The following is a 15,043-nucleotide window of genomic DNA, read 5'->3' as shown; positions in this document are numbered from 1 at the left end:
TGCCCGCCGCTACGCGAACGCCTGACCGCGAAGGAACTCTCCAATGACCAAGCCGACAAAGCAAATTCATCTGGCCGCGCATTTCCCGGGTGTCAACAACACCACGGTGTGGAGCGACCCGGCGGCCGGTAGCCACATCGAGTTCAGCTCGTTCGCGCGATTCGCCCAGACCGCCGAACGCGGCAAGTTCGACTTCCTCTTCCTGGCCGAGGGATTGCGGTTGCGCGAGCAGAACGGCCTGATCTACGACCTGGACGTCGTCGGCCGCCCCGACACGTTCACCGTGCTGGCCGCGTTGGCGGCGGTCACCGAACGCATCGGGCTGACCGGCACCATCAACTCCACCTTCAACGAGCCCTACGAGGTGGCGCGGCAGTTCGCCTCGCTCGATCACCTGTCCGCCGGCCGCGCCGCGTGGAACGTGGTGACGTCCTGGGACGCCTTCACCGGCGAGAACTTCCGCCGCGGAGGCTTTTTGGCCGAAGGCCAACGCTACGAGCGGGCCAGGACCTTCCTGCAGACCACGCTGGAGCTGTTCGACTCCTGGCGCGGCGACGAGATCGTCGCGGACAAGCCGACCGGCGTCTTCCTATCCGACCCGGATGCCGGGGCGTTCGCCCACACCGACGCGCACTTCGCCATCCACGGCCGGTTCAACGTGCCTAGGAGCCCGCAGGGCCGGCCGGTGATCTTCCAGGCCGGCGACTCCGACGAGGGCCGCGAGTTCGCCGCGTCCGCCGCCGACGCGATCTTCTCCCGGCACAGCACGCTGACCAAAGGGCAGGCGTTCTACACCGACGTCAAGGGCCGCCTGCCCCGATACGGGCGCCGCCGCGACGACCTGCTCATCCTGCCGGCCGCGACCTTCGTCATCGGCGACACCGACGCCGAGGCCGCCGAGATCGCCCACGACGTGCGGCTGGCGCAGGTGTCGCCGCAGACGGCCATCAAGTTCCTCGAACAGCTGTGGAACCGCGACCTTTCCGACCACGACCCGGACGGGCCGCTGCCCACCGTGGACCCCGTCGTGGGCGACAACACGATCTCCCGGGGCCGTGCCAGCGTTCGGATGTTCCGCGACCCGATCGCGATCGCCAACCAATGGCGGGAGAAGGCCGCTGCGGAGAACCTCACCACCCGGGAGTTGATCGTCGAAGTCACCGGGCGCCAGTCGTTCATCGGATCGGCACAGACCGTCGCGGCCACCATCAACGACTTCGTGCAGGCCGACGCCAGCGACGGGTTCATCCTCGTCCCGCACATCACCCCCGGCGGCCTGGACGAGTTCGTCGATCAGGTGGTGCCGCTGCTGCAAGAGCGCGGTGCGTTCCGCACCGACTACGAAGGCACCACTCTGCGGGAACACCTCGGCCTGGCGCCGCTGCCCGCTCCGCGACGATCCGCGGACACCTCGGCCGACGTGGCCTCCTGACGGTCATGACGACCCCGCTGGCGGTGCTCGACCTGGTCCCGATCTCCTCGGGATCCACTGCGGCACAGGCGATCAGAAACACGATCGACCTGGCGCAACGCGCCGAATCCCTGGGCTACACCCGGTATTGGTTCGCCGAACACCACCTGAACCCCGGGGTCGCCGGCACGTCGCCCGCGCTGCTGCTGGCCTTCACCGCCGAGCACACCACCTCGATCCGCCTCGGCTCGGGTGCCGTGCAGATGGGCCACCGCACCGCGCTGGCCACCGTCGAGGAGTTCGGCCTGCTCGACGCGCGCTTCCCGGGCCGCTTCGACCTTGGCCTGGGGCGGTCGGGGGGCACCCCCCGCGGACCGTCGGCGCCGGTCGGGTGCCGGGAGCTGGTCGACGGGCACACCCCGAACGGCTTGCTCATCCCCCCGCCGTTCGACCCGACACCGCTGCTGGGCTCGCCTCGCTTCGCGCTGCAGAAGGCGCTGCTGCAGCTGCCGGGCGCGCAATCGCAGAACTACACCGAACAGGTCGACGACGTCCTGGCGCTGCTCGCCGACACCTACCACTCGGACGACGGCGAGGAGGCGCACGTGGTGCCCGGCGCCGGCGCCGCTCTGCAGGTGTGGATCCTGGGCAGCAGCGGCGGGGAGAGTGCCGTCGTGGCGGGGAACCGGGGCCTGCGCTTTGCCGCCAACTATCACGTCGCCCCGTCCGCGGTGCTGGAGGCGACCGACGCCTACCGCGCGGCGTTCCGACCCTCGGAGGTGCTTGAGCGCCCCTACGTTTCGGTGTCGGCCGACGTCGTCGTGGCCGCGGACTCCGCCACCGCCCGCGAGCTGGCCGCCGGTTACGGTCCCTGGGTGCGCAGCATCCGCACCGGCGAGGGTGCCATCCCCTTCCCGACGCCGGCGCAGGCGCGCGAACGCAGCTGGACCGAAGCCGACCGTCGCCTGGTCGCCGACCGGGTCGACACCCAATTCGTCGGCAGCGCAAGCGAAGTGGCAGACCAGTTGGAGCGACTGCGCGACGCCACGGGCGCCGACGAGCTGCTCGTCACGACCATCACCCACGATCATCGGGACCGGGTGCGCTCCTACGAGCTGCTCGCCGAGGAGTGGGCCCGGCGCTGACCGTTACCGAATGGGCAGGCCGGTCACCGCCCGCGAGATCACCAGGCGCTGAATCTCGCTGGTGCCCTCGAAGATCGTGAAGATCTTCGCGTCCCGGTGCATCCGCTCCACCGGGTAGTCGCGGGTGTACCCGTTGCCGCCCAAGATCTGGATGGCCTCGTCGGTGACGTAGACGGCGGTCTCGCTGGCCACCAGCTTGGCCATCGACCCCTCCGCGGCGTCGAAGTTCTGATTGTTGCGCGCCATCCAGCCGGCCCGCCACACCAGCAGCCGGGCCGCATCGATGCGGCTTTTCATGTCGGCGAGCTTGAACGCGACCGCCTGGAATTCGCCGATTTTACGGCCGAATTGCTCACGCTGGCAGGCGTAGTCGAGCGCGTACTCGTAGGCGGCCCGCGCCACGCCCACGGCCATCGCGCCGACGGTCGGGCGGGTGCGTTCGAAGGTCTTCATGGCCGCCTGTCCGCGGGTCGACGACCCGGACTTCGCGCGCGCGATGCGGGCCTCGAACTTCTCGCGTCCGCCGAGGATCGCGTCCTCGGGGAGGCGGACCTGGTCGAGGACCACTTCGGCGGTGTGGGAGGCGCGAATCCCGTGCTTCTTGAACTTCTGACCCTGGCTGAAACCCTTTGCATCGGGCGGGATGACGAAGCTCGCCTGGCCGCGGGTGCCGAGGTCGGGGTAGACCGACGCGACCACGATGTGCACGTTGGCGATGCCGCCGTTGGTCGCCCACGTCTTGGTGCCGTCGAGCACCCACTCGTTGGTCGCCTCGTCGAAGCGCGCCCGCGTGCGGATGCCGCCGACGTCAGAGCCCGCGTCCGGCTCCGAGGAGCAGAACGCCCCGAGCTTGGGATCGCCGGGTGTGCCGAACATTTCGGGAAGCCACCGGCCGATCTGCTCGGGCGTGCCGTTGCCGGCCAACGCCGCCGCCGCCAGGCCGGTGCCCATGATGGACAGCGCGATTCCGGCGTCGCCCCAGAACATCTCCTCGAACGCGGTCAGCATGCCCAGGCCGGTCGGCTCGGCCGCCTGCTGCGCGAAGAAGTCGGGGGAGTAAAGGCCGACCTTCGCGGCCTCCTGGATGACCGGCCAGGGCGTCTCCTCGCGTTCGTCCCATTCGGCGGCCGCGGGGCGGATGACCTCGGCGGCGAATTGATGCACCCAGTCGCGCACCTCGACCACGTCGTCGCTGAGTTGCAGTGAAAACGTCACAGCTTCACTCCTGAATTGGTTGGTGTTTCCGGTTGTCGTATTGATCGAGGACGCTGACGGTTTGGCTGACCCAGGCCTCGAAGTAGCGGTCTTCGTCGATATTTCCCGGCAGGCGCCCCGTCAGAGCCTGAAGCGTGGCGGCGTAGGACAGCGACCCGATGGCGACGGCGGCCGCCGCTTCGGGATCCGGGATGGACGTGCGGCCCGAGCGGTTGGACGCAGCGAGCTCATCGGCGAAACGCTGATAGGCGTTGTCGGTGATGACCTGCCACGTCTTTTCGTCGAGATCACCGAGTTCGGCGGGCTCCCGCAGCATCACCTTGAGCAGGTCCTCGCCCTGCTTGAGGTTGCTCCAGATGAGTTGTCCGGCGATGCGCACCGCCTGCTCGACGCCCCCCGGCGAGTCCGCGTCGTACTGCTCGCGGGCGGCCACGATGCTGTCGATCCGGTAGGCGACCGCGGCCTCGAGCAGTTCGCGCTTGGAGCCGAAGTGCTTGTACAAGGCGCCCGATCCGGGCGCCAGCCCGGACGCCCGCTGGATGTCGGCCACCGACGTCGCGGCGTAGCCCTTCTGGGCGAACAGCTTCAACGCGGCTGCCAGCAACCGGTCGCGCCCAGAACCCTGCATGGTGAGAGAGTACTCACTCACCGCGGTCCGACGCAAAACGCGTCGTCCTGACGGGGTGCGCCGAACGGGGGCGCTAGATTTCTGTGCAAAACACCCCGGCGCTTCGCGGCGACCAATCGGTATTGCTGTGAGGGTGGTGTGGAGGCGGTCGGCATTCCCCGGCGCGTGTCGCATCGCAATGCACTCGAAGGAGGCCGACATTCCCGCATTACCGCATGTCCAGCTGCCGATGCGGGTGCTATCGCTGCGCACCATCGTCATCGTCGCCGCCCTGTCGGTGATGACCCTCGTGGTGCTGCTGGGCACGTGGGTGTGGGTGGGTGTCACCAACGATCAGTACAGCCAACTCGACCGGCGACTCGACTCGGTCAGCAGCCTGGGCGACATCAACACGCTGATCAACGGCGCCGAGCTGACCAGTCCGGACCGGCCCATGCCGGACGGCAACCTGGTGCGCACCGTGCGGCTTGCCGGGGTGACGGCGTCGGTGCCCGCCAACATCGTGCTGCCGGAGCTGCCCAACGGTTACGCGACTACCACCATCAACGGCGTGCAGTACCGGGTCCGGACCTTCACCGCGGGCCCGGCGTCCATCGCGCTGGCCGCGCCGGTGGCCGAGGCGCAGCACCGGATCAACGAACTTCACCTGCGGGTGTTGCTGATCTGCGCCAGCGTGATCGGGGGCACGGTCGTCGTCGGTTGGGTGATCTCGTTGATCATGGTCAACCCGTTCCTGCTGCTGGCCCAGCAGGCGCGCGCCATCAATGCGCAATCCAGCCCCGACGAGGTGCAGGTGCGCGGCGTGCGGGAGGCCGTCGAGATCGCCGAGGCTGTCGAAGGCATGCTGGCGCGCATCGGCAAGGAGCAACAGCGGACCAAGGCGGCGCTCGAATCGGCGCGCGACTTTGCGGCGGTCGCCTCGCACGAGCTGCGCACCCCGTTGACGGCCATGCGCACCAACCTCGAGGTGCTGTCCACGTTGGACCTGCCGCCCGAACAGCGCCACGAGGTGATCGGTGACGTGATCCGCACGCAGAGCCGCATCGAGGGCACCCTGACGGCGCTGGAGCGGCTGGCCCAGGGTGAGCTGACCACCGTCGACGACTTCGTCCCCTTCGACGTCACCGAGCTGCTGGACCGCGCCGCACACGACGCCCCGCGCATCTACCCCGATCTCGAGGTGTCGCTGGTGCCGTCGCCGACCGTCCTGATGGTGGGCTTGCCGACGGGGCTGCGGCTGGTCATCGACAACGCCATCGCCAACGCCGTCAAGCACGGCAACGCCGGCAAGATTCAGCTTTCGGTCAGCAGTTCCGGCGCGGGCGTGGAGATCGCCGTCGACGACGACGGCACCGGTGTTCCGGAAGCCGAGCGCGCGACGGTGTTCGAGCGGTTCACCCGCGGGTCGACGGCCTCGCGCTCGGGCTCGGGGCTGGGGTTGGCGTTGGTCGCCCAACAGGCCGAATTGCACGGCGGTACCGCGGCGCTGTACACCAGCCCGCTCGGCGGCACCCGATTGCTGCTGTTACTGGCGGGTGACGGACGCGGCCCCGCGTAGCGTCTCTCGAGCCGCACCGGCCCACCGTCGCAGCCCCGATAATCGGCTGCGATTGCGGAAATGGAATTGCACCGGTGTTATCCCGACGAGATCGGCGCCCCGGATTTTTTGACGAAATAGTTAATTTCGCAATGCGGACCGCGGTGCAGGCACCTGACCAGCGCCGCAACAGCATTCACGCAGGATTGTCGTAAGAGGGATCTGGGTATTAGTTCTACTCGCTGATCGAACGCCACCAGGACGGCACGCCCGACATGATCGGCATGGAGGCCGTCAACCAGCTCCTCGTCGCGCTGGAGGTGCACCGGTTCGACTTCTGTTTCATCGGTGCCGGATACGAGGACGAGGTCGACGCGTTCCTCACCGTGAACCCCGGTCTGGCCGGCCGATTCAACCGCAAGTTGAGGTTCGAGTCGTATTCGCCGGACGAGATCGTCGAGATCGCGAACCGCTACGCGACACCGCGCGCCAGCCTGCTCGACGAGGCCGCGCGCGAGACCTTCCTGGACGCCGCGACGACCATCCGCAACTACACCACCCCCGGCGGCCGGCACGGGATCGACGCCATGCAGAACGGCCGATTCGCCCGCAACGTCATCGAACGCGCCGAGGGGTTTCGCGACACCCGGGTCGTCGCGCAGAAACGTGCCGGACAGCCGGTCACGGTTGAGGACCTGCAGATCATCACCGCCGCGGACATCCAGTCCGCGGTGCGCAGCGTGTGCTCGGACAATCGGGACATGGCCGCCATCGTCTGGTAGCAACCGCAACGGAACGGCTTGTCCACCAAACGTTTCGGCGCAGTTCACCTGGGCGCCGTCGGCCGGCTCCCGCTCGGTGAAACGCCGCGTCGGCGGGGCGGCAATGCTTAGGATGCACCCGGGCGCCGAGCCCGCTGCCGTCGCCCCCGCACGACGCGGCGGGCGTGGCCGGCGCCGAGCTGAATGGATGGAGTGTCCGCCGGTGCACCGTCTCTGGTCGATCGCGGTGGCGCTGACGTTCGTGGCGTTGACCGCACCGCCGGTGCGGGCGGTCGCGCCGCCGTCGATAGATCCGGGCGCCGTGCCACCGGACGTGACCGGGCCCGACCAGCCGCTCGAACAGCGTCGCGTCTGTAAGGCGCCGTTGACTTTGCCGGGCACGAACTTTCGCGACCCGCCGTGGGGCAACGCCTACCTCGGCGTCGCCGGTGCACACCGGTTCGCGACCGGCGCCGGTGTGACGGTGGCGGTGATCGACACCGGCGTGGACGCCTCGCCGCGCGTGCCGGCCGAGGCGGGCGGCGACTTCGTCGTTCCCGACGGCAACGGCCTGACCGATTGCGACGCTCATGGAACATTGATCGCGTCCATCATCGCTGCCCGGCCCGCCCTCACCGACGGGTTCGTCGGGGTGGCACCCGACGCCCGGCTGATCTCGGTGCGTCAGACCTCGGAGGCCTACGAGCCCAAGGACGGCCAGCAGAACCAGAACGACCCGAATTCCTCACCCGCGGCCGGCTCGATCCGCAGCCTGGCCCGAGCCGTCGTGCACGCCGCCAACATGGGCGCCAACGTGATCAACATCAGCGAAGCCGCCTGCTTCCAGGCGCGAAAGCCGGTGGACGAAACGACATTGGGCGCCGCCATCAATTACGCGGTCAACGAGAAGAACATCGTGATCGTCGCCGCGGCCGGCAACACCGGCGGCGACTGCGCCCAGAACCCGCCGCCCGACCCGTCGCGGCCCGGCGACCCGCGAGGCTGGGAGCAGGTGCAGACGATCGTGTCGCCGGCCTGGTACACGCCGATGGTGTTGTCCGTCGGCGGCGTCGGGCAAAACGGCGCGCCCAGCCCCTTCTCGATGCACGGCCCGTGGCTCGGAGCCGCCGCACCGGCGGAGAACATCGTCGCCCTCGGTCCCGAAGGCGAGCCCGTCGACGCGCTGCCCGGAAAGGACGGCCCGGTGCCGATCGCCGGGACGTCGTTCGCCGCGGCGTACGTCTCGGGACTTGCGGCGCTGCTGCGCCAGAAGTTCCCCGAACTGCCGCCGGCACAGATCATCAACCGCATCACGGCCAGCGCCCGGCACCCCGGCGGTGGCGTCGACGACGCCGTGGGTGCCGGCACGGTCGACGCGATCGCCGCACTCACCTGGGACATCCCGGCCGCGACTGCGGCGCCCGCCCCGCCACTGATCGTCAACCGGATTCACCCGCCGGTCCCGGCGCCGGGGCCCGACCATGGGCCGATCACCGCCGTCGTCGGTGGCGTCGCCGCGATGCTGATGGTGCTCGGGCTGGCCGCCCTGACCCGACAGGCCCTGCGAAGGCGCGAATCCCCATGAGCGGGTGGCGGATACGATTCGGCATCGGGCACGCCCTCGTTGTCGCGGCGGTCGCCCCGGTATGCGTCCTGGTGTTCCGCGGCACCCGGTATCCCTGGGGCGGGCCGGCGCTGGTGGCGGTGGCCACGCTGGTGGCCCTGGTGACCTTCCGCGGTCGGCGGCTCACCGGATGGCTGGCGGCGATGTGCGCGTGGCTGGTGCGGCACCGCAGGCCGCCCGACATTCCCTCGGAACCCGCCGTCGGCGCCACGGTCCAGCCCGGAGATCACGTCGCCGTACGCTGGGAGGGCGAATTCCTGGTCGCCGTCCTCGAACTCGTACCGCGGCCGTTTACCCCGACCGTCATCGTCGACGGCAAGGCCCACACCGATGACGTGGTGGACACCTGCCTACTGGAACGCCTGCTGTCGACCAACTGTCCCGATCTGGCGGCCGATGTCGTCTCGGCCGGCTACCGAGCGGGCAAGCCCGCCTCGGAGGAGCTGGGCGCCCTGTATCGACAGGTGACCGGCAGCGATCCGGCCCCGGCACACCGCCGGACCTGGATCATGCTGCGGGCCGAGCCGCACCGCGCGGACCGCTCGGCCCGGCGGCGCGACGACGGGGTGGCGGGGCTGGCCCGATACCTGGTGGCGTCGGCGACCCGGATCGCCGACCAACTCGCCGCGCACGGCATCGACGCCGTGTGCGGGCGCAGCTTCGACGACTACGACCACGCCACCGAGATCGGCTTCGAACGCGAGAAGTGGTCGAACATCAAGGGCAGCAACGGTTTCACCGCGGCATACACCGCACCCGGCGGGCCGGATGTGTGGTGGTCCGCCCCGGCCGAGCGAACCGTCACCCGGGTCCGGGTGGTTGCGGGCCGGGCACCGCAGTCGACGGTATTGCTGATCACCGCCGAAAAGCCAACTAAAATACGGGGTTTCACCCGGCTGTCGGGTGGTCAGCGGGCGGCGCTGCACGGCCAGACCCTGGTGCCCGACAAGCACCACCAGCTGCCGATCGGGTCGGCCGGCGTCCTGGTCGGCGAGACAGCCGCCCACTGCCCCGTCTACCTGCCGCTCGACGACGTCGACGCCAGCATCACCTTCGGGGACGCCCGGGCGTTCCTGCAATTCACCGTGCGGGCGGCCGCCGCGGGCGGGACCGTGACGCTCGGAGCGCGATTCCAGCGGCTGGCGGCGCTGATCGGTGCGCACGTGGGCGCGGAGTCCAAGGTGGCGTGGCCGCATGCCACCACCTACCTCGGTCGCCACCCGGGCGTGGCCCGAGTCAGCCTGCGGCCCAACGCCGTCAGCACACCGCGGCACCGCCAGCTCCCGATCCGCCCCCTGTCGGTCCCCGACGAGAGCCGCTACCGCAACGCGCTACCGCGCTGAGCTGAACGGATGGCAAACGTTGTGGGAGCGGCGGGTTGCGCCCGTGGTCGGCGTCGGGCATCCCCCCGCATTCGGTCGCCGCGGCCGGTCAGTGCCCCTACACTGAGGGCCTGCCGAGGCGCGACCGACGTAAAGGATCCCTGCAGATGAGCAACCCCGAAACGCACCCGCAAGTGGCCCAGACGTTGGCGGAATTCGAGCGGTTCACCAAGGCCCTCGAAGACCAGATGAACCGAACCAACACGCAATCGTTCACGGCGACAGACGAAGCCGAGACCGTCGAAGTGACCATCGACGGGCACCGCAAGCTCACCGACCTGCGGATCGAGGACGGCCTGCTGCGGCTGGGCGCCGAGGAGGTGCAAGACCGGATCAACGAGGCGCTGCTCAAGGCCCAGGCCGGCGCGTCGGACGCCATCCAATCGCAGCAGGCGCAGCTGTTCGCCTCGCTGAACGAGATCGTCGGGTCGCTGCAAAACGCGGTGAGCCTGTCCTGAGCGAAACACGTTCCGCCGCAGTGCCGTCGGTGCGGCGCTGAGCCCGCGGACACGGCCGTGCAGCTGTTCGTGGTGGGGCCTCCCCGCTCCGGGCTGACCATTGTCACCCAGTTCCTCAACCGCCACCGGGACGTGGTGATCTTCGACGAGATCGACCTCCTGCAGATCGACCGATTCGGCGGGCGGCCGCTCGGCACCTTGCACGCCTTCCTCGCCGAGCGCGGCGTGCTGAACACCTACCAGCGGCGCGCCCGGGAGATCGGTGATCCCGCCGCGGCGCTGCGCTCGGTCATGGGCATCGTCACCCGGCCGCGCACCATCTGGGGCGAGAAAAATCCCCGCTATGCCACGGGGCTTGCCGCCCTGCGGCGGTGCTTTCCCGGAGCCGTCGTGTTGTTCGTGCTGCGTGACCCGCGGGAGATCGTCAATTCCTGCCTGCGACATCGCGATTCCCCCGTGCGCAGCGACGCCGACTTCTGGATCAAAGACACCGTCACCGACGCGCTGACCCAGGTCGAGAGGCACCTGGAACCGGTGCACTCCGGGGCGGCCGACGTCGTCGTCCTGCGCTACGAGGCGTTCACCGCCCGGCCGACGGCGGCGCTGGCCGCCGCGCTGGGTCGGTGGGGCCTGACACCGGCCAACGGCGTTGCCTCGCTGACCCACCCGGCGCCAGAGACGGTAGGTGACCATCAGTTCTTCCGGGACGGCGCCGCCCTGCCGTGGAAGGCCGCCAACCTGCGCCCGTTGCTGCCCAACCGGCCGGCCGGTGACCGCGTCGACGCCGGCGACCCCGCCTGGGACCACGTGGAAGCCCTCGCGCGGCGCTTCGGATATGGCGGTGCGGCGCCGACGCGGGCGGTCCGATGACCACCCGCCGGCGAGACACCGGCTCGCTGGCATGCGACCCGGAAGCCGTCGTAGCCCCCGCGCCGAGGGCGCTGCTGGGAGTCGACAAGCCCGCGGTGTGCTTCCTGTCGAACATCGGCGATGCCGTGCTGATGCTGCCGGCGCTGCGGGCCTTAGCGGAACTGTTCACTGAACCACTCACGCTGATCTGCCCGGCGGTGGTGTACGACCTGTGTTTCCGCGAGGTCAGCGATCGCCACGTCGACACCACGGGGCTGCCGTTGACCGGCCCCCGCCCCCTGCCGGGCGTGGCGCCTCGAGCGGTGGACTACGACTCGCTGGCGGCGCGGATCGGTCCCGTCGACGTCTTCATCGATACGTTGACGTGGAACGCGTTGTCGAGCACGGTGATACGTCCCCTGGTGCACCGTCTGTCGCCCACGACCACGATCGGCTTTCCCACCGACGACGGCTACGACTTCGTGATCGCCAAAGAGGACTGCCACGCCGCCGACCTGAGCTTCAAGCTGGTGCGCCTGTTCGACCCCGCGTTGCGGATCGAGGACTACGCCGGACCGTTGCCGCTGCCGCCTCGGGTGGTCGAGCAGGCCCGCCGGGTGCGCGCTGCCGTCCCGGCTGGCACCAAGGTGTTGGTCGTGCACGCCGACACGGACTGGGCGGACAAGCGCTGGCCGATCACGAGATTCACCGCGCTGCTCGACCAGTTCCTGGCGCGCCACCCCGATTTCGTCGTCTGGGTCGTCGGGATGGGCCACGAGAGCCTCGACGCCGGGCGAGAGGGCCGGCGCGTCTATTCCCGTCTCGGGTTGCCGCTCGACCTGACCATGGCTCTGGTCGCACAGGCCGACCTGTTCTTGGGTGTGGACTCGTCGATGCTGCACGCCGCCGATCTGGCCCGGGTGCCCGGCGTCGGCCTGTTCGGTCCGACCCGCGCGGCAACGTGGGGCTTCAGGTTCGGGCCGCATCGCCACGTCGAGCGGGCGTCGACGGCAAAGATCACCGTGGCCGAGGTGCTCGCCGCGCTGGACGACCTGGCCGGCGCACCGGCGCCACGCGAACGGGCCGGCCGGACAGCCGATCCGGCCGAGGACCCGCTGCTCGGCGCCGTGCTCCGGTTCCGCGACGCGGCGCAGGCGTGGCATGACGAGCCGCCGTCGGTGCCACCGGGTGAGGGCGACGCCGGCGCACGGGCGTTGGGCCTGCACGCCGTGAATTTCGTGCTGTGGCATCACGAGGACGCCGTGCGCCGGGCCGGCATCGACGACGGTGAGGTGGCGCGTCGCAAGCGCAGCATCGACGAGCTCAATGCCCGGCGCAACGCCGCCGTCGAGGACATCGACGCGACCCTGCTGGCCGAGTCGGCCGCCGTCGACGGCGCGCCGCTGCGAAGCGAGACGCCCGGCTCGATCGTCGATCGGTTATCCGTCCTTGCGCTGCGGATCGCGCACACGGCGCGGGATGCCGAGCACGCTTCCCGTCGTGAGGTTCTCGAGGAGCAATACGCCGACCTCTTTCGCGCATTGACCGAGTACCTGGCGGCGCTGCGCAGTGGTCGGCTCCGGTTCGGGGTGTACCGGCAGTTCAAGTCCGCGGCGCAACGGCAGCGCTGCGCGCTCTTCGACGGGCGGGAGGGTTGACGGTGCCTCAATACGCGGCAGCGGCCCACCACTGACTCCAGTCGATGTAGGGGTCTCTGTGCTCCTCGTATTGCAGGTGCAGCGCCAGCGACGGAATTGGGGTGAACAGCAGCGCCTGTTCGCGCCAGATCGTGTTGATCGTCGACGCCTCGAAGATGTGTTGCTCGACGCCGTAGGGCGTGCTCGAATGCAGAGCGAGTTGCTCGAACAGCGGCCAGTTTCGGCGCAACGTCTCGGCCTCGACCCAGCAGGTGTTGGTGGTATGCGTGTTGGTCCGCCAGTGCCTGTCGCTGCCGTACACGACGCGGCAGTCCTCGTGGCTGAAGATCGGTCCCCAGTAATTCTTCGGATCGTCGTAGGGATGCAGCGCCACCTCGCGGCCGCCGAAGCGCTTCTTGAACAACGCATGTGCCTCGAGCATCTCCGCCACGGCCGACGGGGTGTGCAGGTAGTCGTCCTCGACGAGGTACACCAGGTCGCGCGCCACGGTGCGCGCCGTGGAAAACGACGCCAGGCACGAGGCGTTGTAACCGCGCTCGGTCAGGGCCACGAACTCGACGGGGCACGAGCAGCGGTCGAGTATCCGATGCAGCGCCGCAACGGCTTTCGGGCTGGAGTGGTCGTCGAACACGCGCAGTACGATGTCGCACGTGGCCTCGTTGATCGACGCGACCAGCGATTGCGCGCAGCGCAGCATGATCTCACTCTTGGGCGCGCCGACGTACCGATCCGACCCGTGCACGCTCAGCTCGGAATGGGTCTGCAAGTGGATGTCGAGTCTCATGGTCGCGGTCAGCCTAATTCCGGCTCGTGACGCGCGCCGTTTCCTTGCCCTTCACCCGAGCGTCACCTCGAATCGTGCAGTCAATGGCCGTGATTCGGGGCGCGCGCGGTCCGGCCGGTGATTAGGATAACCCTCGTCACGGACGGTGCGCTCCCGCGCCGCCACGGCGGATCTGCCGCGGGTCGACGACCAACCCACGAGAACGACCTCTGCGCTAGGAGAACGAGCGGCCATGCCCCAGACGCTGAACGTCGAATACGAGGAGCTGATGGCGCGGGCCGACGAAATCGAGCGGCCGCTGCCGCCGATACCGGCCACCAATCCGCCCGGGCCGTGCCCATTGTCGTTCGTCAACAACGCCGCCACCCAGATCGCGCTGTCCGCCGAATCGATGCGGTTGTACCTCAAAGCCTGCGAACGGGAATGGCGGACCCTGGCCAAGTCGTTGCGCAACGCCGCCAAGGCCTACGAAGAGGTCGACGAGGGGGGCGCCGAGGAGATCGACGCGGTGAGCTTCGACGGTTCCGGACCGGGTGGCCGGTCGGTCCCGGGCGGTGCCGACGGCGGGGTGTCGGCCCTGTGCGACCCCGACGAGGATTTCGGCGGCGGGTTTCGGCCGCCGCCGGTGATCACCCCGCCGCCGTTCGAGTACCCCTACTACGAGGTGCGGCAGGCGGCCAAGGACATCGAGAGCGGGGACCAGGGAACGGCATTCAAGGCCTTCGCCGCCGATTGGGACAGATTCCAGCGCGATCTGCAGCGTGAGACGTACCGCTTCCGGCCTTTCACCAACTGGGAGGGTGAGGCGCGGACCATGGTGGAACAGAATTTCGAGGCACAGCGCCAGTGGATCTACATGATGGCGCAGCTGTGCGTCACCCTCGGCGGCCAGGCGTCGAGGGTCGTCGACGCGCACAAGAAGGCCAGGGTGCTGGGCCAGCACGCGACGGGCTCGAGCACGGGCTACGCGGTCCCGGCCGAGCATCCCACGAGTTACGAAGTGTCGCAATGCGATTTCTGGTACAAGCGCTACACCAGTCCCGGCTACCCGTGGCCGGAGTACACCTACCGGGCCATCGAGTGGTACGAGCGGTTGCAAGCGCAGTCGGAGTCATCGCTGGCCCTGTACGTCTCGAACGCCGGCATTCCGCTGGCCCCGATCAATCCCAAGGTTCCGCCGGGTGCGACGGTGATCAATCCGCCGCCCACGCCCAGCGACGATCCAGTGGACCCGGACAACCCCGACCTGCCCGACATCCCCGACGCCGATATCCCCGGCGGTGGTACTACGCCCACGCCGAGTGTGCCGAGCGTGCCCAGCGTCCCGGGAACGCCGATGACCCCGGGGGCAAACACCGCCGACGTCAAGGACGCGGTGAAGGATGCGTTGAAGGGCAAGGGTGGGCTGCCCGGCGGGGCAGGGCTCAAACCCGCTTCGCTCGGCGGTGGCGGCGGGGTCGCTGCGCCGTCGGTGCCCTTGCAGCCGGCGGCGGACGCCGCCGCGGCCGGCGCGGGGTCGGGGTTGTCCGGGTCCACTGGATCGTCGCTGGGCGTGGGCGGCGGATTGATCACCGTCGCACCCGGCGGAACC

The 15,043-nt window shown here is 69.4% G+C and carries 12 protein-coding genes and 1 pseudogene; 10 read left to right on the top strand and 3 right to left on the bottom strand.

Annotated elements, in window-relative coordinates; translation table 11 throughout:
- Positions 1 to 43 precede the first annotated feature (43 nt).
- Both A5714_RS10090 and A5714_RS10085 read left to right on the top strand, forming a co-directional pair.
- Positions 44 to 1,432 (top strand): NtaA/DmoA family FMN-dependent monooxygenase, encoded by a 1,389-nt coding sequence (locus tag A5714_RS10090; protein WP_068284931.1) that lies wholly within the window; start codon positions 44 to 46, stop codon positions 1,430 to 1,432.
- Between the two features lie 5 nt (positions 1,433 to 1,437).
- Positions 1,438 to 2,556: an LLM class flavin-dependent oxidoreductase gene (locus tag A5714_RS10085; RefSeq protein ID WP_068284930.1), complete on the top strand. Its 1,119-nt coding sequence runs from the start codon at positions 1,438 to 1,440 to the stop codon at positions 2,554 to 2,556.
- Between the two features lie 3 nt (positions 2,557 to 2,559).
- On the opposite strand, the gene A5714_RS10080 is transcribed toward A5714_RS10085, so the two are convergent.
- Both A5714_RS10080 and A5714_RS10075 read right to left on the bottom strand, forming a co-directional pair.
- Positions 2,560 to 3,771: an acyl-CoA dehydrogenase family protein gene (locus A5714_RS10080; protein WP_068072940.1), complete on the bottom strand. Its 1,212-nt coding sequence runs from the start codon at positions 3,769 to 3,771 to the stop codon at positions 2,560 to 2,562.
- Positions 3,772 to 3,775: 4 nt separating this feature from the next.
- Positions 3,776 to 4,399, bottom strand: coding sequence for a TetR/AcrR family transcriptional regulator (locus tag A5714_RS10075; protein ID WP_068072942.1), 624 nt, complete (start codon positions 4,397 to 4,399; stop codon positions 3,776 to 3,778).
- A gap of 229 nt (positions 4,400 to 4,628) precedes the next feature.
- On the opposite strand from A5714_RS10075, the gene A5714_RS10070 reads away from it, so the two are divergent.
- The 7 genes and pseudogenes from A5714_RS10070 (at position 4,629) to A5714_RS10040 (ending at position 12,668) form a co-directional block, all read left to right on the top strand.
- Positions 4,629 to 5,957 (top strand): HAMP domain-containing sensor histidine kinase, encoded by a 1,329-nt coding sequence (locus A5714_RS10070; protein ID WP_068072962.1) that lies wholly within the window; start codon positions 4,629 to 4,631, stop codon positions 5,955 to 5,957.
- Positions 5,958 to 6,169: 212 nt separating this feature from the next.
- Positions 6,170 to 6,718 (top strand): annotated as a pseudogene (locus A5714_RS10065) (type VII secretion AAA-ATPase EccA); the annotation flags it as partial.
- 202 nt (positions 6,719 to 6,920) lie between these two features.
- Positions 6,921 to 8,282, top strand: a complete 1,362-nt coding sequence (gene mycP, locus A5714_RS10060) for a type VII secretion-associated serine protease mycosin (protein WP_068284932.1) — start codon at positions 6,921 to 6,923, stop codon at positions 8,280 to 8,282.
- On the top strand, positions 8,279 to 9,664 hold the full coding sequence (gene eccE / locus A5714_RS10055; protein ID WP_068284929.1) for a type VII secretion protein EccE: 1,386 nt from the start codon (positions 8,279 to 8,281) through the stop codon (positions 9,662 to 9,664). Before mycP ends, eccE begins: the two co-directional genes overlap by 4 nt.
- Positions 9,665 to 9,810: 146 nt before the next feature.
- The gene (locus A5714_RS10050; protein ID WP_068284927.1) at positions 9,811 to 10,161 is read left to right on the top strand and encodes a YbaB/EbfC family nucleoid-associated protein; all 351 of its coding nucleotides are present in this window, start codon (positions 9,811 to 9,813) and stop codon (positions 10,159 to 10,161) included.
- A 57-nt stretch (positions 10,162 to 10,218) separates the two neighbouring features.
- Positions 10,219 to 11,031, top strand: coding sequence for a sulfotransferase (locus tag A5714_RS10045; RefSeq protein WP_068284926.1), 813 nt, complete (start codon positions 10,219 to 10,221; stop codon positions 11,029 to 11,031).
- A complete protein-coding gene (locus A5714_RS10040; protein WP_068072953.1) occupies positions 11,028 to 12,668 on the top strand; it encodes a DUF4254 domain-containing protein in 1,641 nt (546 codons plus the stop codon). Before A5714_RS10045 ends, A5714_RS10040 begins: the two co-directional genes overlap by 4 nt.
- A gap of 7 nt (positions 12,669 to 12,675) precedes the next feature.
- On the opposite strand, the gene A5714_RS10035 is transcribed toward A5714_RS10040, so the two are convergent.
- Positions 12,676 to 13,452 carry a hypothetical protein gene (locus tag A5714_RS10035; protein ID WP_068284925.1) on the bottom strand — a complete coding sequence of 259 codons (777 nt, stop codon included), beginning with the start codon at positions 13,450 to 13,452 and terminating at the stop codon, positions 12,676 to 12,678.
- A gap of 232 nt (positions 13,453 to 13,684) precedes the next feature.
- Here A5714_RS10035 and A5714_RS10030 point away from each other — a divergent pair.
- Positions 13,685 to 15,043: hypothetical protein (locus A5714_RS10030; RefSeq protein ID WP_068284924.1), on the top strand; the 1,359-nt coding region annotated here is incomplete at its 3' end.

The sequence above is a fragment of the Mycobacterium sp. E2462 genome (assembly GCF_001672685.1).
Classification (GTDB): Bacteria; Actinomycetota; Actinomycetes; order Mycobacteriales; family Mycobacteriaceae; genus Mycobacterium.
This window is presented reverse-complemented; position numbering and strand designations above follow the sequence as displayed.